The sequence below is a fragment of the Shimia sp. R10_1 genome (genome assembly GCF_017744095.1).
Taxonomy (GTDB): Bacteria; Pseudomonadota; Alphaproteobacteria; order Rhodobacterales; family Rhodobacteraceae; genus Shimia.
The window spans coordinates 1-19,461 of record NZ_JAGHQX010000001.1; the positions used below are offsets into that span (position 1 = coordinate 1).

Below are 19,461 nucleotides of genomic sequence, written 5' to 3' on the forward strand. Positions count from 1 at the left end.
CGAGATCTTGGTTGGGCACAAACTCAGTGTCACGATGCGCCGTCACCCACTTGTTCAGCGTGGATAGCCCCACGCCCAAATCTGAGGCGACCTGCTTTCGTGTCAGCCCGCTGGTCAGCGCAATCCGTACAGCATCAGCGCGGAACTCGTCAGTCCGTTTCAGTCCCATAGTTCGTCTCCTTTGTTGCAGTAAATGCTATCAAAGGAGCGGCATCAAACCGCGACACGTCCACTTGGAGAGGTGGTCGCGGAAATTTAGACCAGCGGCTAAGATGGATCGCATGATGAAAGTGACGATCCAAAATGAAGAAACGCAAGAACCATTCTCCTGCGTTCAAAGCGAAGGTTGCGCTTGAAGCGATCCGCGAGGAGATGACGCTGGCGGAACTGTCCAAGAAGTATGGCGTTCATCCGACGCAGATCGGAACGTGGAAGCGGGCAGCGATAGAGAACATGGCGACGGCCTTTACGCGCCGTGGTTCGGCTCCAGAACAGGTTAGCGCCGCTGATGTCGACAAGCTACATTCGAAGATTGGCCAGCTGGTGGTGGAGCGGGATTTTTTAGCGGAAGCCTCGCATCAACTTCTCGGGACGCGAGGCAAAAAATGGTGAGCCGGGATCACAAGTTAAGCCTTCGCAAACAGTGCGAACTGTTGCGGTTATCTCGGTCGCGGCTCTATTATCAGCCGGTTGGTGAAAGCGCGGAAAACCTGCGTTTCATGGAAATCATCCATTGCCCGGCAGGCGCATTCGAAGAATGCTGCCGAGAGGGGACAAGCAGTTCCTGGAAACGCCGTGGTATAGATCGCGCCAGATGGCCCGCTCTATGAAGCGGAATGGGCATCAATGTGGTCGGCACCGCGTACGGCGGTTGATGCGTCTGATGAGGCTGGTGCCGATTTATCAGGAGCCAAACACCAGCAAGAAGCATCCCCAGCACAAGATTTGGCCATACCTGCTGCGCAACATGGTGATTGATCGCCCCAATCAGGTCTGGTGCGCAGACATTACCTACATCCCAATGCGTCGCGGGTTCCTGTATCTCGTGGCGATCATGGATTGGTACAGTCGCAAAGTCCTGGCCTGGCGTCTGTCCAACAGCATGGATGCGGACTTCTGCGTGGAGGCTTTGAAAGAAGCTATCGCCAAACACGGCAAGCCGGAAATCTTCAATAGCGACCAGGGTAGCCAGTTCACCAGCGGTGCTTGGATCGACGTCCTGACAGATGCAAAGATCAAGATCAGTATGGATGGTAAGGGCGCTTGGCGCGACAACCGAATGATCGAAAGACTGTGGCGGTCGTTGAAGTACGAATGCGTTTACCTGAATGCCTTTGAGACAGGTTCAGAAATGCGCGCCGGGATCAGCACGTGGCTGGCCTACTACAACTCAGAGAGGCCTCATTCCACACACGGTATATTGACGCCGAATGAGGCTTATGGAAACAAAGCTGTACCCGTGAAATTGGCAGCCTAAATACAACCCTGATCCATCTTAAGTTGGCTGCAAACTGGTCCAAAACGTAGGACCACCTCTGACAGAGAACCGAAAAAATTACCAAAGTGCGCCGCGCGTGCTTTGAAAGAAAAGCCCTTAGGCTATGCGGATATCCTTCTGAGCTGTTGACCATTTATACACTTATGGTTGAGAGTGATGGCATGTATTTTAAGTTGGCTGTGTTTTCGACCGCATTAAATATCCTGGCGCTGATCATGCCTTTGGCGCTTTTGCAGGTTTATGATCGCATCCTTCCGAACCAAAATTCTGGTTCAGCTTTTGTGATTTTCTCGGCTGTTGCGATCGCTTTGCTACTTGGAGGCGTATTGCGTGCGGCGCGGGCACGCATGTTTTCTCACATCAGCGCAACCGCAGATCATCGAAATTGGATGCTAGTGTCTGATCGGTTGATGTCCCAAAATGTCGAGTTTGAAACCGCGCAGCACCTCATGGATGGGCCAGCAAAGGCGAGGGACTTTGAAGCAGGCGAAGCAGCTGTCGGATTGTACGATGCGCCCTTTGTTCTAGTTTTCATAGGGCTGATTTGGTTTCTCGGTGGGCAAGTTGTGCTTGTTCCACTGGGCATCATTTTTCTGGCTGCTGGAGTTGTTCTTTTCACGCACGCTCAAGGGTCGGCAGCACGCCAGCTGTTTGAGCGCGACAACAGGGAAATGAAACGGATCGTAACGCAGATCGCCAACAGCACGGGGGGGGATTTGCGTTCTATTGCTGGTCAAATGGCACAGATGAGCACGCTTTTGAGGCGCCGCGCTCAAGCTCTTTTGGGGGTGGAAGCGGCGTCCGCGCGTCAGCTTGATCTGATGCAAGTTGCCGGTCTGGCAACAACGGTTTTGATTGTGGGCTTTGGCGCCGCTGTTGTGCTGAATGGGCATATGACCACAGGCGGCCTGGCGGCTTGTACGCTTCTTGGAAGCCGCGCCGCCAGTCAGGGAATTGGGGCGGTTTTGGCAATGACGCGCCGCGCCGACACGCAGACAGCCAACCGATTGATGCGCAGCCTTGAAAAAGCGGATGCAAGCGAAGCTCCACCCACCGATTGCATGCAAGTGCTGTCGCGCGTTTTTTCTGAGGAGGAGATCAGCACAGGTGACGTGATCTTGATCAAAGGCGACGAAACCAAGCAGGAAGCAAGGGTTCTGCAGTCTTTGGTTACGGCTTTGTGGGGAACTGGCGCACACAGGACGGATGCTGTGCTGGTTCCAGCGCGGCCAGAATTTGTGCGTGGGACATTGCTCGAAAATCTGTCGGGCTTTGAAAAGGAGCGTGCGCAAGACGCGTTGGCTCTGTCGATTGCGCTTGGCTTGGATGTGATGATCGGACGTTTGGCACAAGGCTATGAAACGAATGTCAGCCGCACGGAAAACGGCGGATTGTCTCATGGCGCGGTAAAACGTGCGATGATTGTTCAAGCGCTTGTGGCGCGCCCTCGGTTGCTGTTGCTGGAGCGCCCCGCTGCGGGGCTGGATTTGGATGGCCGCAAGCGGCTTGCATCGGTCCTGAACGAACATGCGCAGGACATTACTGTGGTGATGACCACAACAGAGGCAGCCCTTTCCGAGATTGTCACAAAACGTATTTGCGCCCCTGCAATCGCTTTGCAAAACGAGGCCGGCAAATGAGTGATACACCTGAAAAAGCATATGACTTTCTCGTGGCGTTGCTTGCTGGCCTGGGTCGCGCAATTTCAAAGCCGGTGGCGCAAAGTGCCTGCCACGGCTACCGTATCAGCGAAGACCTGGATGATCTGGCGGAGGTTGTGTCGCTTTTGGGTCTGTCAGCGCGCGTTGTGCAAAAATTGCCTGCAGGTTGGCGCGATTGCCGTGATGGGGCGTTGGTGTGTGTGCGTGATGGGGAGCTCTACGCCCAAGTGCGCACGGATGGAGTTTTGGAGAGCGTGTCGACTGTAGGGGAGGCAGAGCAGTACGTTCTCAAACCGAATGAACGCGTTTTGCACATTGAGGCTGTAACCGCCAAAAATGCTGCTGCGATAACCTATCTTTCTTTGGCTGCGCGGGCACGGCGGGTCGTCCAGCACGGCATATGGCAGTCACTTGCCATAAATCTGTGCGCCCTTACGGTGCCGTTCTTCACGATGGCCGTATATGATCGCGTTCTGGGCGGCGCAGCAGTTTCAAGCCTGCCGGCGTTGCTCACGGGGGCCGTATTGGTTTTGGGCATCTTGCTGGTTCTGCGGCGTATTCGTGCGTCTATGTTGGCGTCTGAGCATGCGCGTTTTGGCGCAACTGTGAGCAATGCGGTGGCGCACAGGATGTTTCGGCAACCGTATCTGATGCAAAACAAGCTTGATGCGGAAACCGCAGTGGCAAAGTTGCGCCAATGTGAACGGACCGCTGATCTCTTTGCGAGCAAAAACACGGTGGCCATTTATGATGCGCCGTTCATCCTGTTGACCCTCATTGCTTTGGTGATTGTTGGCGGCGGATTGGCGGTCATTCCAGCGATTTACCTTGTTCTCTTTCTGTTGCTCGGTGTTTTGCTGGGGTGGACACAGGCGACGTCAGATCCGATTCAGGCTGATTTGACAAAACGGCACAAGGCCATGCTGTCAGACTTGCCATTTGCCAACAGCGTCAGAACCCGCGGGTTGTCCAAACAATGGATGGCCCGCTTTGATCAGCTGAGCCGCGCATCTGCGCGTGTGACACATGCTGCGCATCAGAAACCGGCGCTTGTGCACAGCGTGGGCACGGCGCTTGGCTCTGGGACGGCGCTTGCCACACTCGTCGTGGGATTGGATCTTGCTTTGCGCGGGCTGATTTCACCGGGAACGCTCATTGGAACGATGCTGCTGACCTGGAGGATCACCGGTCCGGCACAGGGGGTGTTTTTGGCCATTCCCAGATTGCGCGCCCTGAAGGACGCGTGGCGGCAATTGCAATCCACATTGGATCTGCAAGTCATCCATGCCGTGAGCCACGCACAGGACAACGCGCCTGAGGCGCCGGTAGATCTCAAAGCGGAAGGTCTGTTTGTGCGCTATGCGGCCGGTGCTGATCCAGCCCTCTCCGGTGCAAGTTTTGAGATTCCAGCTGGTATCGTGGTTGCCGTGATAGGCCCTAATGGGGCTGGCAAATCCACGCTTTTGCGGGTGTTATCCGGGGCCTTGGCCACGCAGTCCGGTCGCTTAATGCTTGGCGGTCGTTCAATTTCCCACTTCAACCCAGACAGTTTGTCGGAGCAATTTGTATTTTTGCCGTCCGATCCGCGACAAAGCCCAGATGTGCCACCGGCGTCTAAAGACGCCATGATATTGGATCAAGTCGCAGCAGAGGACGCTGCCTGGTCGGCCGCGACCGCCAGAGAAGCTCCTGTTTATCTGTTGGATGATCCGCTTTCGGTTGCTGGGGAAGATGCCAGAGCCCAGCTGGCAGATTTCATGGCGCGCAAGCGCGGCGCGGCGACTGTCGTGATCGCCACCCATGATGCGGCTTTGGTGCCTTTGGCTGACATGGCCATTGTTCTGGATCGGGGCACGCTTGTTTACGCGGGACCGATCCAACAGCAGGAAAATCTTGACGCGCCTCTAAGTGATGTTGCCGAGGAGACTACACCATGAATGACAAGAAAGCCTTGGAACCTTTTCGCATCGATGAAAGCCCCACCGCCAAATGGATCACGCGCGCGGCGTGGGCGACGGTGGTGGGATTGGTTGCTGTTGTTGGCTGGTCCGTGACAGCAAAGGTTGACGAAGTGGCCAAGGCGCCGGGCGCGGTGGAGCCCATTGCGATGGTTCAGCGTGTGGAAAGTCGGCATGGTGGACAGGTCGAAGAGGTTTTGGTGCGCGCGGGTGAAATGGTGGCGAAAGGCGACGTTCTGGTCACAATGAACCGCACCGAGGCGCAGAGCGCGCTTTCCGCAACTGATGCACGTATTGCCGGACTTTCCTTGGAAGTTGAACGTTTGACGTCATTTGTGGAAAAGCGAGCGCCTGATTTTTCGGCTTATGCCAAGGCTTATCCCGCATTGGTCGCATTTGAGACGGCCGCCATCCAAACCCAAGAGAATTTCTTGTCGGCTGAGCGCAGCGTTCTGGAAGCGCAAATCAAAGCAAAGCGCGCCGAATTGGATGCCATTAGAGAGCAGCGGCCAGAGCTAGAGCGCCAGATTTCTGTGGCGCAAGAAGAACGCACAATCGAGGAAGATTTGGTAGAGCGTGGTCTGTCTGCGCGCGCGCGAATGGTTGAGTTGATTGAGCGGGAGGCGCAGTACCGGTTCGATCTTTCCCGATTGGCGGGGCGAGAAACCATAACAGAGGCGGCAATCGTTGAACTGCAGTCCTCAATTGAACGGGTTGATTTGGACCAGAGTTCGACGGCGCGAAATCGCATTGTTGATGCGGTCGCAGAGCGCCGCGCCCTTGTGGCCGAGGCTCAGGCCCTGCGCGCACGTGTTGAAGAAGCGGAAGTAACGGCCCCTTTGGCGGGCCTTGTTCAAACGCTTCCTGACGAAAGTTCCGGCGATGTGATTGAGGCCGGCGGCATGGTTGCGGCCATTGTGCCTGCAGAGGGCGGCGTGCGTTTCTCCGGGCGTTTGTCACCGCGCGATGTTGCCTTCGTGAATGTGGGGCAAGAGGTGCGCGTAAAAATCGAGAGTTTCGATTTCAGTCGCTACGGTTCTTTGGCTGGGGTGGTCGAAGAAGTGTCGCCAACCACACTCTTTGACGACCGCGGACAGGCTTTCTACGAGGTGCTTGTCGCTTTGCCACGAGACTTCTTTCGCGCTCCAGAAGACCAGCTCTCGCTTTTACCCGGGATGACTGGTGAGGCCGATATCGTCACGGGCTCAAAAACGGTGTTCCAGTATGTCTGGAAGCCAGTGTTTACCAATCTTGATCTCGCGCTGACTGAACGTTGAGGTGCTGAATTCACGAGGTTTCCATGTCCGATTTATCTTCGAAAGACGACCCAAAAGCCCCAAAGCCGTCACTCCGTGAGGGACTGTCAGAGGAGGGATTTGGATGGGTTGTGTTCGATCCGATAGACATGGGCCCAGAAAAAGAACGTTCCAGCCAAGGGGGCGAAGCGGATCCAGCTTTGACAAGCGGTCGGACAGATGGCCGAAGCTTTCAAATCCCTATAAGCGCGATCAAAGAGCTTTCCGGGCAAGATCCGGAAAATTTGCCTACACAAGGCGCCGCGCGCGCTGTATCGCCTCCGGCGGCACCCACGCAGATTTCTGATCTTTTGAACGCACTGCCTGGCGCGCAGCATATGCCCGGCGCGGAAGGTCAGCTCGGCACCTTGCGGGTCCCCTTGTCCTCGCTTGGGGACAGTGTCGGCCACACTGTCGAAATAGCCCCCCAAATGAAGGGCGCGCCAACCGGCGGGCAGGTTCCCGCTCAGGCCCAGCCAACACAGCTTGCGTTTGCAGGCCATCCCAATGGCCCCGCTGTTGTAGCCATGACGGCGACAGGCTTTGAAGACCGCCCTCTGAAGCTGATGGTGTCAGCTGTGGATGGCGGGGCCCACTCAAACAGCGTTACGACGCATTTTCATGGACTGCCACCGGGGGCCACGCTTTCGGCGGGGCACCCTGATCCGACCGGAGGATGGGTTGTTCCTGCGGGGACGCCCCTCACGGGCATCCAGCTCATTCCAGCGGCCAATTGGTTTGGCAGCGGCGCAATAGGCATCACCGTCACACAGCCCGATGGACAAACTGCAACCGCACTGCTGCCCTTTAACATTGTGAACACCCCGGATGCAGCGGTGGTTTCTGGTCTCTCCAAGGGCGCGACAACAGAGGATCTGCAGCAAACCGTCTCAGGCAAACTTTCGGTTTCAGATCCTGACCCCGGTGAAGCGGCGTTTGCGCCGACAAGTGAACACGGCAAGCTTGGAACACTTGAAATTGAGAGCTCTGGCGCTTGGAAATACACCCTCGACAACAGCAAACCCGAAGTGCAGGCGCTGGTGGCCAAAGACCGCGTCACAGAAACTTTTGTCGTCCGCACAATCGATGGCACCTCACGCCCGATTACGATCACTGTTGCGGGCACTGATGATCGTGCAGTTATTTCCGGCACGGCAGTGGGCGCAGTCACTGAGGACAAAACCCAATCCACGGGTGGCAAGCTGGGTGTGACCGATCCAGATGCGGGACAGGCGGGTTTTGTGCCGCAGACCGGGGTGCAAGGCGCCCATGGCAGCTTCACTGTGGCCCCCGACGGGACCTGGAGCTACACGCTGGACAACAGCCAGCCTGCAGTTCAGGGGCTGAAATCAGGCGAGCAGATCACCGACAGGCTGACGGTTTCGACCATTGATGGCACCACTCGCGATATCGTTGTCACCATCAATGGCACCGATGACCGTGCAGTTATTTCCGGCACGGGAGGGGGCGCTGTCACCGAAGATCAGAACGTCAGCAGCGGCCAACTCGTGGTCAACGGAACCTTGTCAATCAGTGACCCGGACAAGGGAGACGACCATTTTGTCAGCCCGCCACAAACGGACAGTCTGGGCGGCACCTTTGGCATCGGGCCATCTGGCGCTTGGACCTACGCCATAGGCAATAGCGTGCCGGAGGTGCAACGGCTCGGCGCCGGTCAGAGCATCACGACCGCTTTCACTGCGACATCGGCCGACGGCACCACGCATCAGGTCCAGATCACAATCCGTGGCACCAATGATGCGCCTGTTCTGAGTGCAGCGACGGCCTCTGCGACAGAGGATGGGGCCGCGGTGACGGGGCAAATGTCAGCCACAGATGTGGATGCGGGCGACAGGCTGACCTACGCACTCGGTCAAGCGGCCCCTGCGGGCTTTACGCTCAACGCAGGTGGCAGTTGGCATTTTGATCCCACAGATGCGGCCTACCAGCATCTTGGGGCGGGACAGAACGAGCAGATCATCATCCCGGTCACCGTCACCGATGGCACCATGACGGACACTCAAAACCTTGTGATCACTGTCACAGGCACCAATGATGCTGCAACCTTTGGCGGTGTGTCCACGGGCGGTGTCGCAGAAGATAAATTCGCCACCGCCAGCGGATCGCTGAGTGTCACGGATCCTGACACCGGCGAGTCCCAAATTGTCGCACAGTCTCGGATCGGCGGGTTCGGTGCCTTCTCCATCTCTGCAGACGGCAGCTGGACCTATCAGTTGGACAATACCGCCCCCAGCGTTCAGGGACTGAAGGCTGGAGAGACCGTGACCGACCGGTTCTGGGTCAATAGCTTAGACGGCTCTGCCCACCATGCGGTTGAGATCACCGTGCATGGGACAAATGATGCGCCTGTGCTTGCCGCTGCAAGCGCAAGCGCAACGGAAGACGGCCACTCGATCACCGGACAGATGAACGCAACCGACGTGGACGTTGGGGACAACATGCGCTTTTCAATGGCGCAACCCGTGGCTGGTTTTGTGATGGATCGTAATGGGGCATGGCACTTTGACCCGACTGACGCGGCCTATCAACACCTGGCGGCAGGCGCGACCGAACAGATCATCATCCCGGTCACCGTCACCGATGGCACCGCGACGGACACAAAAAGCCTGACGATCACCGTCACAGGCACCAATGACGGGCCAGCTGTCACTGGCCCTGTCACGCTTCCGGGGAGCACAGAAGACAAGACGGTTCTGATCTCGGCAGCACAGTTGCTGGAACATGCGACGGATGTCGACACAGGCGACAATCTCTCAGTGACCGGCCTGACAGCCAGCCACGGCACAATTGCCGGGGATGCGGCCAACGGTTTCACCTTCACGCCCGACGCCAACTACAACGGTCCAGTTAGTCTGAGTTACACCGTCACCGACGGACATGGTGGTTCTGTGGCGCAGACCGCCTCGCTCAACTTGACTGCTGTTGGGGACGCTGCCGTGATCGGTGGTGTGGATACAGGTGATGTCACTGAGGACAAGGCCGGCGTTGATAAATCCCCGGATCAACACCAACCCGGTATCGGTGTGATCGGTACGGAGACTTTGAATGCCAGCGGGAAACTCACAATCTTTGACCCGGACCAGGGCGAAGCCGTGTTTGACACCCGTGGGCTTGGCTTTACCTATCACGGCACATACGGCGATTTGCATTTGCGCGCGAATGGTGAATGGTTCTATTCCGCTGACGCAGGCAATGCGCGCTTTTTTGATGGTCGCCCAACCACCCGCGGCACTGCGATTGACCAGCTGGGCGAAGGACAGACGCTCACCGACACAATCACCGTCTATTCCAAGGATGGCACGGCGCATGACATCACGATCACGATCCACGGCAGCAACGATGCCCCTTATTGCGCGTCCAAGGTCACGCTTGCGCCCGGTACCGAGGACACAGCGCAAACCCTGACCAAGGCGCAGCTGTTGGCCAACACGGTCGAGGTAGATGCCAACGATACAGGCAAGCTGTCCATTGCAGGACTGCGGGCTGATCACGGCTCCATCCGGGACAATGGCGACAGCACCTACACGTTTACGCCTGCGCGAGACTACAACGGTGCGGTTCACTTCACCTACGATGTCAAAGATGCCCATGGCGGCGTCACCCACACGGGTGCCACGACCACGCTTGCTGGCGTCAACGACGCGGCAATCATCGGTGGTACAGACAGGGGTTCAGCAACAGAGGATCATGTCAAAGGGCGCATTGTGATCAGTGGTTTGCTGACAGTGAGCGATCCCGACGGCCCATCCCAAGAGCACTTCCAGTACAGCCAGTTCGGAGAACATGCGATCTCCGATCCATTTGGCGGCAACCTTCATATCGATTCCAGTGGCAGCTGGAGTTACGTCACAGACAACAGCAATGCAGCGGTCCAGCATCTGGCCGCAGGTCAAGAGGGGCACGCAACCTATCGTGTGCGCTCTGCTGACGGCACCACGCATCAGATCCAGATCACAATCCGTGGCACCAATGATGCGCCTGTTCTGAGTGCAGCGACGGCCTCTGCGACAGAGGATGGGGCTGCGGTGGCGGGGCAGATGTCGGCCACAGATGTGGATAGCGGCGACACGCTGACCTATTCTCTGGGACAGGCAGCCCCTGCGGGCTTTACGCTCAACGCAGATGGCAGTTGGAGCTTTGATCCTACCGACGCGGCCTTTCAACATCTGGCGGCAGGCGCGACCGAACAGATCACCATCCCGGTCACGGTCACCGATGGCACTACGATGGACACAAAAAGCCTGACGATCACCGTCACAGGCACCAATGACGGGCCAGCTGTCAGTGGCCCTGTCACGCTTCCGGGCGATACGGAGGACAAGGCGGTTCAGATCACGGCGGCGCAGCTTTTGGCGCATGCGACAGACGTGGACACAGGGGATCAGCTCACCATCACAGGTCTCAGTGCGAGCCACGGCACAATTGCCGCGGATGCGGCCAACGGTTTCACCTTCATACCAGATGCCAATTACAACGGCCCAGTTAGCCTGAGTTACACCGTCACTGATGGCCAAGGCGGGTCGGTGGCGCAAACCGCAAGCCTGACCCTCGCGGGTGTCGGAGATCCCGCGATCATCACCGACGTTAAAATACCTTCGGTGACGGAGGATCGCGGCTACATCAACACCCATTACGAACTGCAGGTCTATGGCAAGCTGGAGATCACGGATCCCGATCCCGGCGAAGCCTCGTTTGATCCCAATATTGGTTCGCAGACCTATCAAGGGATCGGATATAACTCGCGCCTTGGCGGTCATATTCTGCTGCAGAGAGATGGTAATTTTATCTATTATATCGACAATCGTTTGCAGGTCATCCAGCAGCTTGGTGCGGGTCAGACCGCAACCGACACAACGACGATCCGAAGCCTTGACGGCACCACGCACGAGGTCCAGATCACGATCCACGGCACCAACGATGCGCCTGTCCTAAGCGCCGCGACGGCCTCTGCGACGGAGGATGGATCCTCGGTCACGGGGCAAATGTCGGCGACGGATGTGGATAGTGGCGACACGTTGGCCTATTCACTCGGCCAGGCGGCACCAGCGGGGTTCACTCTGAACGCAGATGGTTCGTGGCACTTCGACCCGACAGACGCGGCCTACCAGCATCTTGCGGCTGGCGCGACCGAACAGGTCACAATTCCGGTCACCGTCACTGACGGCACCGCCACCGACACACAAAACCTCATTATCACCGTGACAGGCACCAATGACGGAGCCGTTTATGCGGGAGCAACGTCTGGCCGTGTGACAGAAGACAAGATCAGTTTGTCTGGCAAGCTTGAAACCCCATGGCACAATGTGGATGTCACAGATCCCGATACGGGTGAGGGTCAAGTGGTCGCCATCGAAGTTGGTGGCGTGTTGCACCAGTTGCCAGCGAATTTTGCCTCTACCATCCAGGGCACATATGGCGCATTCCACACCACGCATGGCACAGATGGACATGACAAGTGGATGTATTTCGCCGACAATGGGAACCCGACCATCCAGGGTTTGAAAGCGGGCGAAAACTTGGGGGAAACGGCCGTTCTTGTGACCCAAGATGGGACGCGGGTTCCGATCTCGGTGACGATTCAAGGCCACGAAGATGGGGTTGCCATCGCTACGCTACCCTCGAGCGCTGGTTGGTTGGGCGAAGTCGTTGAGGACAAAAAGGCGCAGGTGAGTGGACAACTGCAAGCGCATGACATTGACGTGCATGACAGCGTGTCGTTCACACCGCAAACCACAACCAATACCTATGGCACCTTTACGGTGGACGCATCCGGGCATTGGGCTTTCGCTCTGAACAATAGTGCCGTGCAAAGCATGCGAGCAGGTCAGCGGCATGCAATGGGTTTTGATGTCGAAGCCGTGTCCAGCGACGGCTCGAAGGCAACCCAACACATCGAGATTTTTGCGCGCGGCACCAATGATGCCCCGGTACTGAGTGCTTCGACAGCCTCCGCGACAGAGGGGGGGCAACGCGTTACAGGTCAGATGTCAGCGACGGATGTGGATACCGGCGACACGCTCCATTTCTCGATCACTCAGCCTGTGGACGGATTCTCGATAAGTGGAGATGGGTCGTGGCGTTTCGATCCCACAAATGTGGCCTATCAGACCATTCCAAACGGCCAAACACGCGATGTAACCATTGCCGTTACCGTGACCGACAAAGCGGGTGCGACGGACACCCGCAATCTTGTCATAACGGTCACCGGCACCAATGGTTCAGCACGGATTGCGGGCGTTGATACTGGCAGTGTTACCGAAGATGTCGGTCCTGGGCATCACACAACGCTGGCCGCCATTTCCACTTCTGGCACCCTGACAATTACGGATCCAGATCCGGGAGAAGCGGAGTTCATTCCGCTGTCAGCCGCAGCCGGAGCGGGCCGTTATGGCAGCTTGGTGCTCGATGCGCAGGGGCATTGGACATATACCGCTGACAATACGCAGACGGCCATTCAGCAACTGACGCAGAGATCGGCGCCGTTGACTGACACGTTCACCGTGACGTCAAAGGACGGCACGCATCATACCGTGACGCTCTCTATCCATGGGACGAATGACGCTCCTATCGCGGTTTCTCAGCAAGGCGCCGTCACCGAAGGAGCACTCCAGAGCGGCCATTTGTCAGTTCTGGACGTTGACGCTGGTGATACGCACCAGTTTACGACAACAGCGACTGTGCCGGGATTTGTTCTGAACACGGACGGCAGCTATACATTTGATGCCAGCGTGGCCGATTATCAGGGGCTGAAGGCCGGTGAAGTACGGACCATCGATGTGCCTGTGACCATAACAGATCGTGGCGGCTTAACCGACAGCTTCACGTTCCACTGGGCGGTGACAGGCACAAATGATGCGCCCCGATTGACAGTCAGCGTGCCACAACTGAGCACCCCGGAAGACACGCCAATCACGATCCGCCTTTCGGATCTGCACTATAGCGACCCCGATGGCGACGCTTTGGATCACCTCACCATACTCGATGTTCCCTACGCATCGCAGGGCGTGTTGAAGCTCAACGGGGTGCAGGTTGCGGCGCATACACAAGTCAGTGCCGCTGATCTGAAGGCTGGGCATCTGGTTTTCCAACCTGCAACGGATGTGCATCGCACGGATACCTTTTTCAGGTTTACAACCCATGATGGTCATACGGAGTCAAACCCGGCGCGGGCGCATATCAACATCACACCGGTGAACGATGCCCCCACAGTTTCTGCGGGCGATCTGGGCCAGACGGATTCGGGCCAAGAAAAGACCTTCACGTCCGCGCAGCTTCTGTCGCTCGTGCAGGCTCAGGATGTGGATCACGACAGTTTGTCGGTTTCATCCGTGCGGATTGATCGACAATTTGGCACCTTCACGCACGACACCAGCGCCGATACCTGGACCTTTCACCCGGCTTCGGGCGTTCATCGTGCTGACATTCCCGTTTCCATCGGGGTCACGGATGGCACGGCAACGACGCAGGCGTCAGCCCAGATAGATGTGGTTCAAACCTACACGCCGCCAGATCTGGCTGTCAGTGTTGATGTGCGCCACGAAACACAGATTTCCGGAAGTGGATCCCAGACAGCCGGTGGTGGGCATGCGTCTGGGGGCTACAACGCCCACCTTGATCAGATGATGCACCAATTACAGCACGACCACGGCGGTCGGGTGGTTTCCCATGTGCATGACGAAGTGAAAGGGTCTGAACATAACGACAGGGTTTTTATCTTCGCAAATATGGGCGGGGAAGAAATCAACATGGAGAAGGGGAGCGACTTCTTCTATCTGCGCGGAACCACGCACGAAAAAATCGAGGGCAAGGAAAACACCGATACGCTTGTTCTGGGCAGCTATGACAGTTCCCGGCATGGGCCTCATTCATGGCGTCACATCCCAGAAATCAAGGATGTCGAGAACATCATGACCAATGATGGCGTCTGGGTGAGAGGCGGGCCGCCGCACGGCTTTGATAGCAGATATTTCCAAGCCGCCCCTCCGCCGCACTACGCCTACGATCTCGATGTGCGGATAACGAACCATGGTGCCGGCGGCAGCGTTGTTGGCATTCGGATCAGCCATCTTGCTGCGGGCCTCAGTTTGCAGGATCACCTAGGGCAAGCGGTGCCGCAAAACCGTGATGGCAGCTACACAATTGATCCCGCCCATCCCGATGTCACCCTGATTTCGGATCATCACCTCAGCCAACAGCCCAGTTTTCAAACCGAAGTGACAACGCAAAACGCCGCGGTGGGTATTCAAACGGTTTCCACGCAACATCCCAATGGCCACGTGGATCACGTAGACAGCCCAATGGTGTCGCACGATGAACCCATGTCACCAGTCATGGAGAGTGTTTTTGTCGTTTTCGAAGACGACCAGGATACGTTTGCCGCTGCGCAGGATCAGTCGGACGTGTCCTTGCCCGATGCAGTAGATCCATATCTCGCCTCCGTTGGCCTACAAAACGCGCCCTCTGGACCTGATCATCCAGAAAATCTTGGGTCTGATCCGTATCTGGAGGCTGTTGGGATTGATGGCACCACTTTGCCAACGCCTGAACTGACCGCCGTGGACCCGGACGTTTTGGAGGCGGGCGCCGTTGATCAGCTGGATGATGGGCTTGGACACGAGGAGACGGATCCACTTCAGGATATGCCGGATGTTTTCGATACAGAAGCCGACACAGGCGCTGACCCAGACGACACACAAAACGGATGAGGCTGCCACCCTTTTGAAAGGGCGAGACCAGAACGAAACAATGGGAGACTTGAGATGAAGTTCACAGATGCCGTGAAAACCTGCTTTGGAAAATACCTCACCTTCTCCGGAAGAGCACAACGCTCCGAATACTGGTGGTTCGTTCTCTTTGTGGTTCTGGTGAGTGTCGTCTCTGCGATCTTGGACAGCTTTCTATTTGGTGTGGATGCTGAAACAGGAGAAGGGCGGCAAGTGATTACGCCCTTGGTCCAGTTGGGTGTCGCTTTGCCGATGCTGGCGGCTGGCTGGCGGCGTTTGCATGATACGGGGCGGCCCGGCTGGTATCTCTTGCTGCCCCTGGGTTTGAGTTTGGCGAGCGTGGTTCTGCTCCTGAGTGGCGTCGCTGCGTTTTCTGTGCTGGAGCAGAACGTAGAAAATGCAGATGCATTGCGCGGCCCAGCCGCCTTCTTGGGTGTGGGCGGGCTTGTCACCGTCTGGATACTGCAACTGGCCCTTTCGATTTTGATGATTTGGTGGCTCACCAGACCATCGCAAGAGGGAGAAAACGACTATGGGCCGTCGATGACCTGAGCCCGCCATTGGGCTCGGCGCTCAATGCGCAGCCTAAATTCACAGTCACGAATGGGGAAACCGTTATGATGCGTACATCACTTATAATCGCCACCTTGAGCGCCTTAACTGCGACGACACTGCATGCAGACTGGGCATTCAACGCGGCGCCCACGCCTATGGCATTCTCTCAGGAAGAAACCGCAAGTGTGGAGCTACAGTGCGACCGCCTCCGATTTGTGCCGCCCAATTATCAGGACAGTCAAAAGATAAGCGACGCACAAGAGGTGAGCTTACAGGTTCTGAATGCGCAGGGCGAGGCTGATGCGGTGTTTCAAGTGGGGCCCGTGAATTCCACAATCCGTATTGTTGACAACTATCCGGTTGAAATCGTGTTTGCGGCCTTCGATGATCTCTTGTTCGTGTGGGATCAGGTGGCCAAAGGTCAAAGGCTCGCGTTTTCAGAAATCGGCAGCGATCTCCGCTACGCCAGCTTCGACCTGTCTGGATCGGCAAAAGCCATTAAGTCGCTGAAGGAAATCTGTCCCGTATCCGATACCGATGTCGTTGACACAGGGTATGACAGCCATGCGACCTATTGTGGTGGAGGCGGCATCAAACGAGAAATAGCATTTGAACTGCTCGAGGAACCGTCCTCTGAATGGGATGCGCTGATCACAGTGAACGACGCCACCACACGCGCCATGACGGCCTACAGCTATTTTGGAAACTCCAAGCCGCCAGCTCACTTCGTGGTCGCCTTGTTGGGGGAGGACAGGTCCGAGCTGCTGATTTTCGACAACGGCGCGACAAGCTGGGTTGAATACGGCGACTACAGGTATGACGAATGTGAATAAACGAGGCTCGGTATGGGGGGATCGCCGCGGCGACACTCTTGTCTTTTGTGTCGGTGATTTCTGTATGCGTCGACCCTATTGTTTTTAGGAAATTGCATCCGTTTTCATGATGGAAACCTATTTTGAGATTGGGCGTTATGAATGTGTATTTGAACCCAAAATCAGTTTGAAAAGGCAGCCCGATTTGAGGTTTTCATTTTCTAGACAGATGAATATCTGCGTGCTAAGAATCAATTATAGATTGTTTTTATTTTTATCGAATATCTGAGGTTTTTGGGTTTATGTCATTGGTTATAGTCGTTGATCTGTTTCGAGATCTCTTTTCCCTCCACGCGGGCAGGTGAAATTAACCGGTGTTGTGACGAGGAGCATAGTTCCCGCTCCCTACTTCCTTGAAATCATTATGTATTAATCTACCTTCGGCGCATTCTGTGCCGAGTGTTTTTACGTCGCAAAATATCACAATCTGAGTTTTGCGATCGTTCTAGAAAAATTCATAACTTCAATTCTTTTGTCTTAATTTTGGAGATATCAATAATGGCTGAAATAACTTTAGATAGCGGCTTGGCCGCGACAATTGGTGACGACACAAGCTTTTCCGACCTTCAAACCGAATTAGGGCTCAGTTCTCTGAGTGATGTGGCCGCGAAAATTTTGGATGCGCAAGTTGATGCGGACATTTCTAATGTGACCTACACCGGGAGCGGAGAGGCCGCTTTCTTCATTCCGAGCGTGGACGTTGACGGTTTCGTTCCGCTTGGCGAAGGGTTCTTCTTATCTTCTGGCGGACTTCCTGGTGACTCCAATACTCAACCTGAATTTTCGGTGGAGCACGGAGAGCCGGGGGACAGTGATCTGGACGCTGTTGCTACAAGCGCTTTTGGGGGCGCTGGAGCGACGCAGGATGCTTCCGTTCTGGAATTTAATTTGAATGTGATGGATCCAAACACAGATGGGATCTCGTTTGATCTGGTTTTTGGCTCAGAGGAGTTTCCGGAGTATTCCAGTTCTTCCTTCGTTGATGTTGCCGCCGTGTTTGTGAACGGGCAAAACGTCGCTCTTTTCAACGATGATCCAACGACGCCGTTGAGCGTGATTGACAAGAACTTGATCAACGAAAACTTTATTGACAACACCGGCGGTGCGTTCCCGATTGAGTGGGATGGATTCAGCCAGGTTCTAACCGTACGTGCTGCGCTTGATGCGGGCGAGAACACGATCAAGATCGGTGTGGCTGACACGGGTGATGGCGTTCTTGATTCAGGTTTGTTTGTCACCAACATCGAGCTGCTTGGTGGGGGTGCCACCGGCGGTGGTGTATTGATCGTGAACGATGGCAGCGATGGCGACGATGACATTGAGGCAGGTCTGTCCGCCGAAGAAATCAACCTGTTCGGCGGCCAAGACAAAGTAAAGGGCGACAAAGACGAGCTGAACAATGACATCATCACAAACTTTGGCACCGATGATGTGATTGTCGTGGACGGCGCGATGTTCTCTGAAGAAGACATTCAGGTCACTTTTGGGTCCGCGATTTTGGACATTGATACGGATGATGACGGCGAACCTGATCTGAAGATCACCCTCGAAGGTGAGTTTGAAGGGGCCGAGTTCGTGACGCAGACCACAGAGGAAGGCACAGAAATCAACGTTCTGTTCCCCAATACCGCCCCATCGGTTGTGGATGACAGTGGCAGCGGTTTTGAAACGGATGAAGACACAGCCTTTACCACGGCTTCGGTTCTCGCCAACGACAGCGATGATGATGGCGATGACCTGACACTCATCGGGTTGGACACTTCAGGCACCTTGGGGCTGGTCACGGACAATGGCGACGGCACGTTCAACTATGACCCGGATGGCCAGTTCGACGATCTGAATGACGGCGAAACTGCGACCGACACCTTTATCTACACCGTATCCGATGGCAATGGCGGCGAGTCGCTGGGGCAGGTGACTGTTGTTGTAAACGGTCTTGGACAGGACGCGGGCAACACAACGGTTGAAACCAAGGTGTTTGATGACGGCCGTGTGCGGGAGACGACCTTTGTAGATGGTGTGCGCACCAAAGAGCTCACAACGGATGCCTCTGACGTGCGCGCCTGGGACACGCAGATGCGGGGGTATGCACCCAATGGCGAGGTGACCCGATTTGTGAACACCCTGGATGATGGGCGTGTCAAAGATCTGGAGTACTCCGAAGGCATTCGGTCTAAACTCACCCAGACGGACCCGAACGACAGCAAGAGCTGGTCTGAAATCATCGTCGAATATGATGGCAGCGGCACAGTGTCTTCGAAAACGACCACTTTTGATGACGGGCGTGTCAAAAAGATGGAATTTGTCGACGGTGTGCGCTCAACGCTTACGCAAACAGACGTTGATGATGTGAAATCCTGGGCAGAGACTGTGACAAACTTCGGTCCCGACGGGTTTGCGTTTTCCAAGGCAACCACGTTTGACAACGGGCTCACAAAAACGATTGAGTATGTCGATGGCGTCCGGTCCAGACAAATTCAGACAGACCCGGATGATGTGGTTGATTGGTTGGAAAGAGAAACTCTGTACAACGATGAGGGCAGCCGCACGACCCGCATCACGACCTTTGATGATGGCACGGTCGAAGTTGATACTTTCGCCCCGCTCGACACAGACATGATCCTCTAAGCGCCCACGTCGCCATGCGATCAAACATCGCCCCCAAGATCCTTAGCGATTTTGGGGGCGCAGTGTTTGCGGGGGCTGGGGCTGGCTGAGGTCAGATTTCTCAGACGCGCCGAGGTTTTTGTCTGCGAGGGATGGCCAGGGGTTTGCGGTTTGGCTGGCACCGCCTTGTGCCTCCCTGTCGCAAGGAATAAAAATGCGCCATGATAAACCCGATCCGAGCAAAATGCGCCGGCGCAAAATTGGTAGAGCA

The 19,461-nt window shown here is 56.0% G+C and carries 8 protein-coding genes and 1 pseudogene; 8 read left to right on the forward strand and 1 reads right to left on the reverse strand.

Annotated features, from left to right (window positions below; all coding sequences use genetic code 11):
• On the reverse strand, positions 1-169 hold a 169-nt coding region (locus J7413_RS00005; protein ID WP_209096696.1), incomplete at its 3' end, for a transposase.
• Between the two features lie 134 nt (positions 170-303).
• Between J7413_RS00005 and J7413_RS00010 the strand changes: the two are divergent.
• From J7413_RS00010 to J7413_RS00045, 8 genes and pseudogenes are all read left to right on the forward strand, one after another.
• A pseudogene (locus tag J7413_RS00010) lies at positions 304-1,477 on the forward strand (IS3 family transposase).
• Between the two features lie 182 nt (positions 1,478-1,659).
• Positions 1,660-3,138, forward strand: coding sequence for a hypothetical protein (locus J7413_RS00015; protein WP_209095251.1), 1,479 nt, complete (start codon positions 1,660-1,662; stop codon positions 3,136-3,138).
• Complete coding sequence (locus tag J7413_RS00020; protein ID WP_209095257.1) at positions 3,135-5,096, forward strand: ATP-binding cassette domain-containing protein; 1,962 nt, start codon at positions 3,135-3,137, stop codon at positions 5,094-5,096. Before J7413_RS00015 ends, J7413_RS00020 begins: the two co-directional genes overlap by 4 nt.
• Positions 5,093-6,394 carry an HlyD family type I secretion periplasmic adaptor subunit gene (locus J7413_RS00025; RefSeq protein ID WP_209095258.1) on the forward strand — a complete coding sequence of 434 codons (1,302 nt, stop codon included), beginning with the start codon at positions 5,093-5,095 and terminating at the stop codon, positions 6,392-6,394. Before J7413_RS00020 ends, J7413_RS00025 begins: the two co-directional genes overlap by 4 nt.
• A gap of 23 nt (positions 6,395-6,417) precedes the next feature.
• A complete protein-coding gene (locus J7413_RS00030) occupies positions 6,418-15,138 on the forward strand; it encodes a VCBS domain-containing protein (RefSeq protein WP_209095259.1) in 8,721 nt (2,906 codons plus the stop codon).
• Positions 15,139-15,192: 54 nt separating this feature from the next.
• Complete coding sequence (locus J7413_RS00035; protein WP_209095260.1) at positions 15,193-15,708, forward strand: DUF805 domain-containing protein; 516 nt, start codon at positions 15,193-15,195, stop codon at positions 15,706-15,708.
• A gap of 65 nt (positions 15,709-15,773) precedes the next feature.
• Positions 15,774-16,544 (forward strand): hypothetical protein, encoded by a 771-nt coding sequence (locus J7413_RS00040; RefSeq protein ID WP_209095261.1) that lies wholly within the window; start codon positions 15,774-15,776, stop codon positions 16,542-16,544.
• A gap of 537 nt (positions 16,545-17,081) precedes the next feature.
• Positions 17,082-19,211, forward strand: a complete 2,130-nt coding sequence (locus J7413_RS00045) for a choice-of-anchor L domain-containing protein (protein WP_209095263.1) — start codon at positions 17,082-17,084, stop codon at positions 19,209-19,211.
• Positions 19,212-19,461 lie beyond the last annotated feature (250 nt).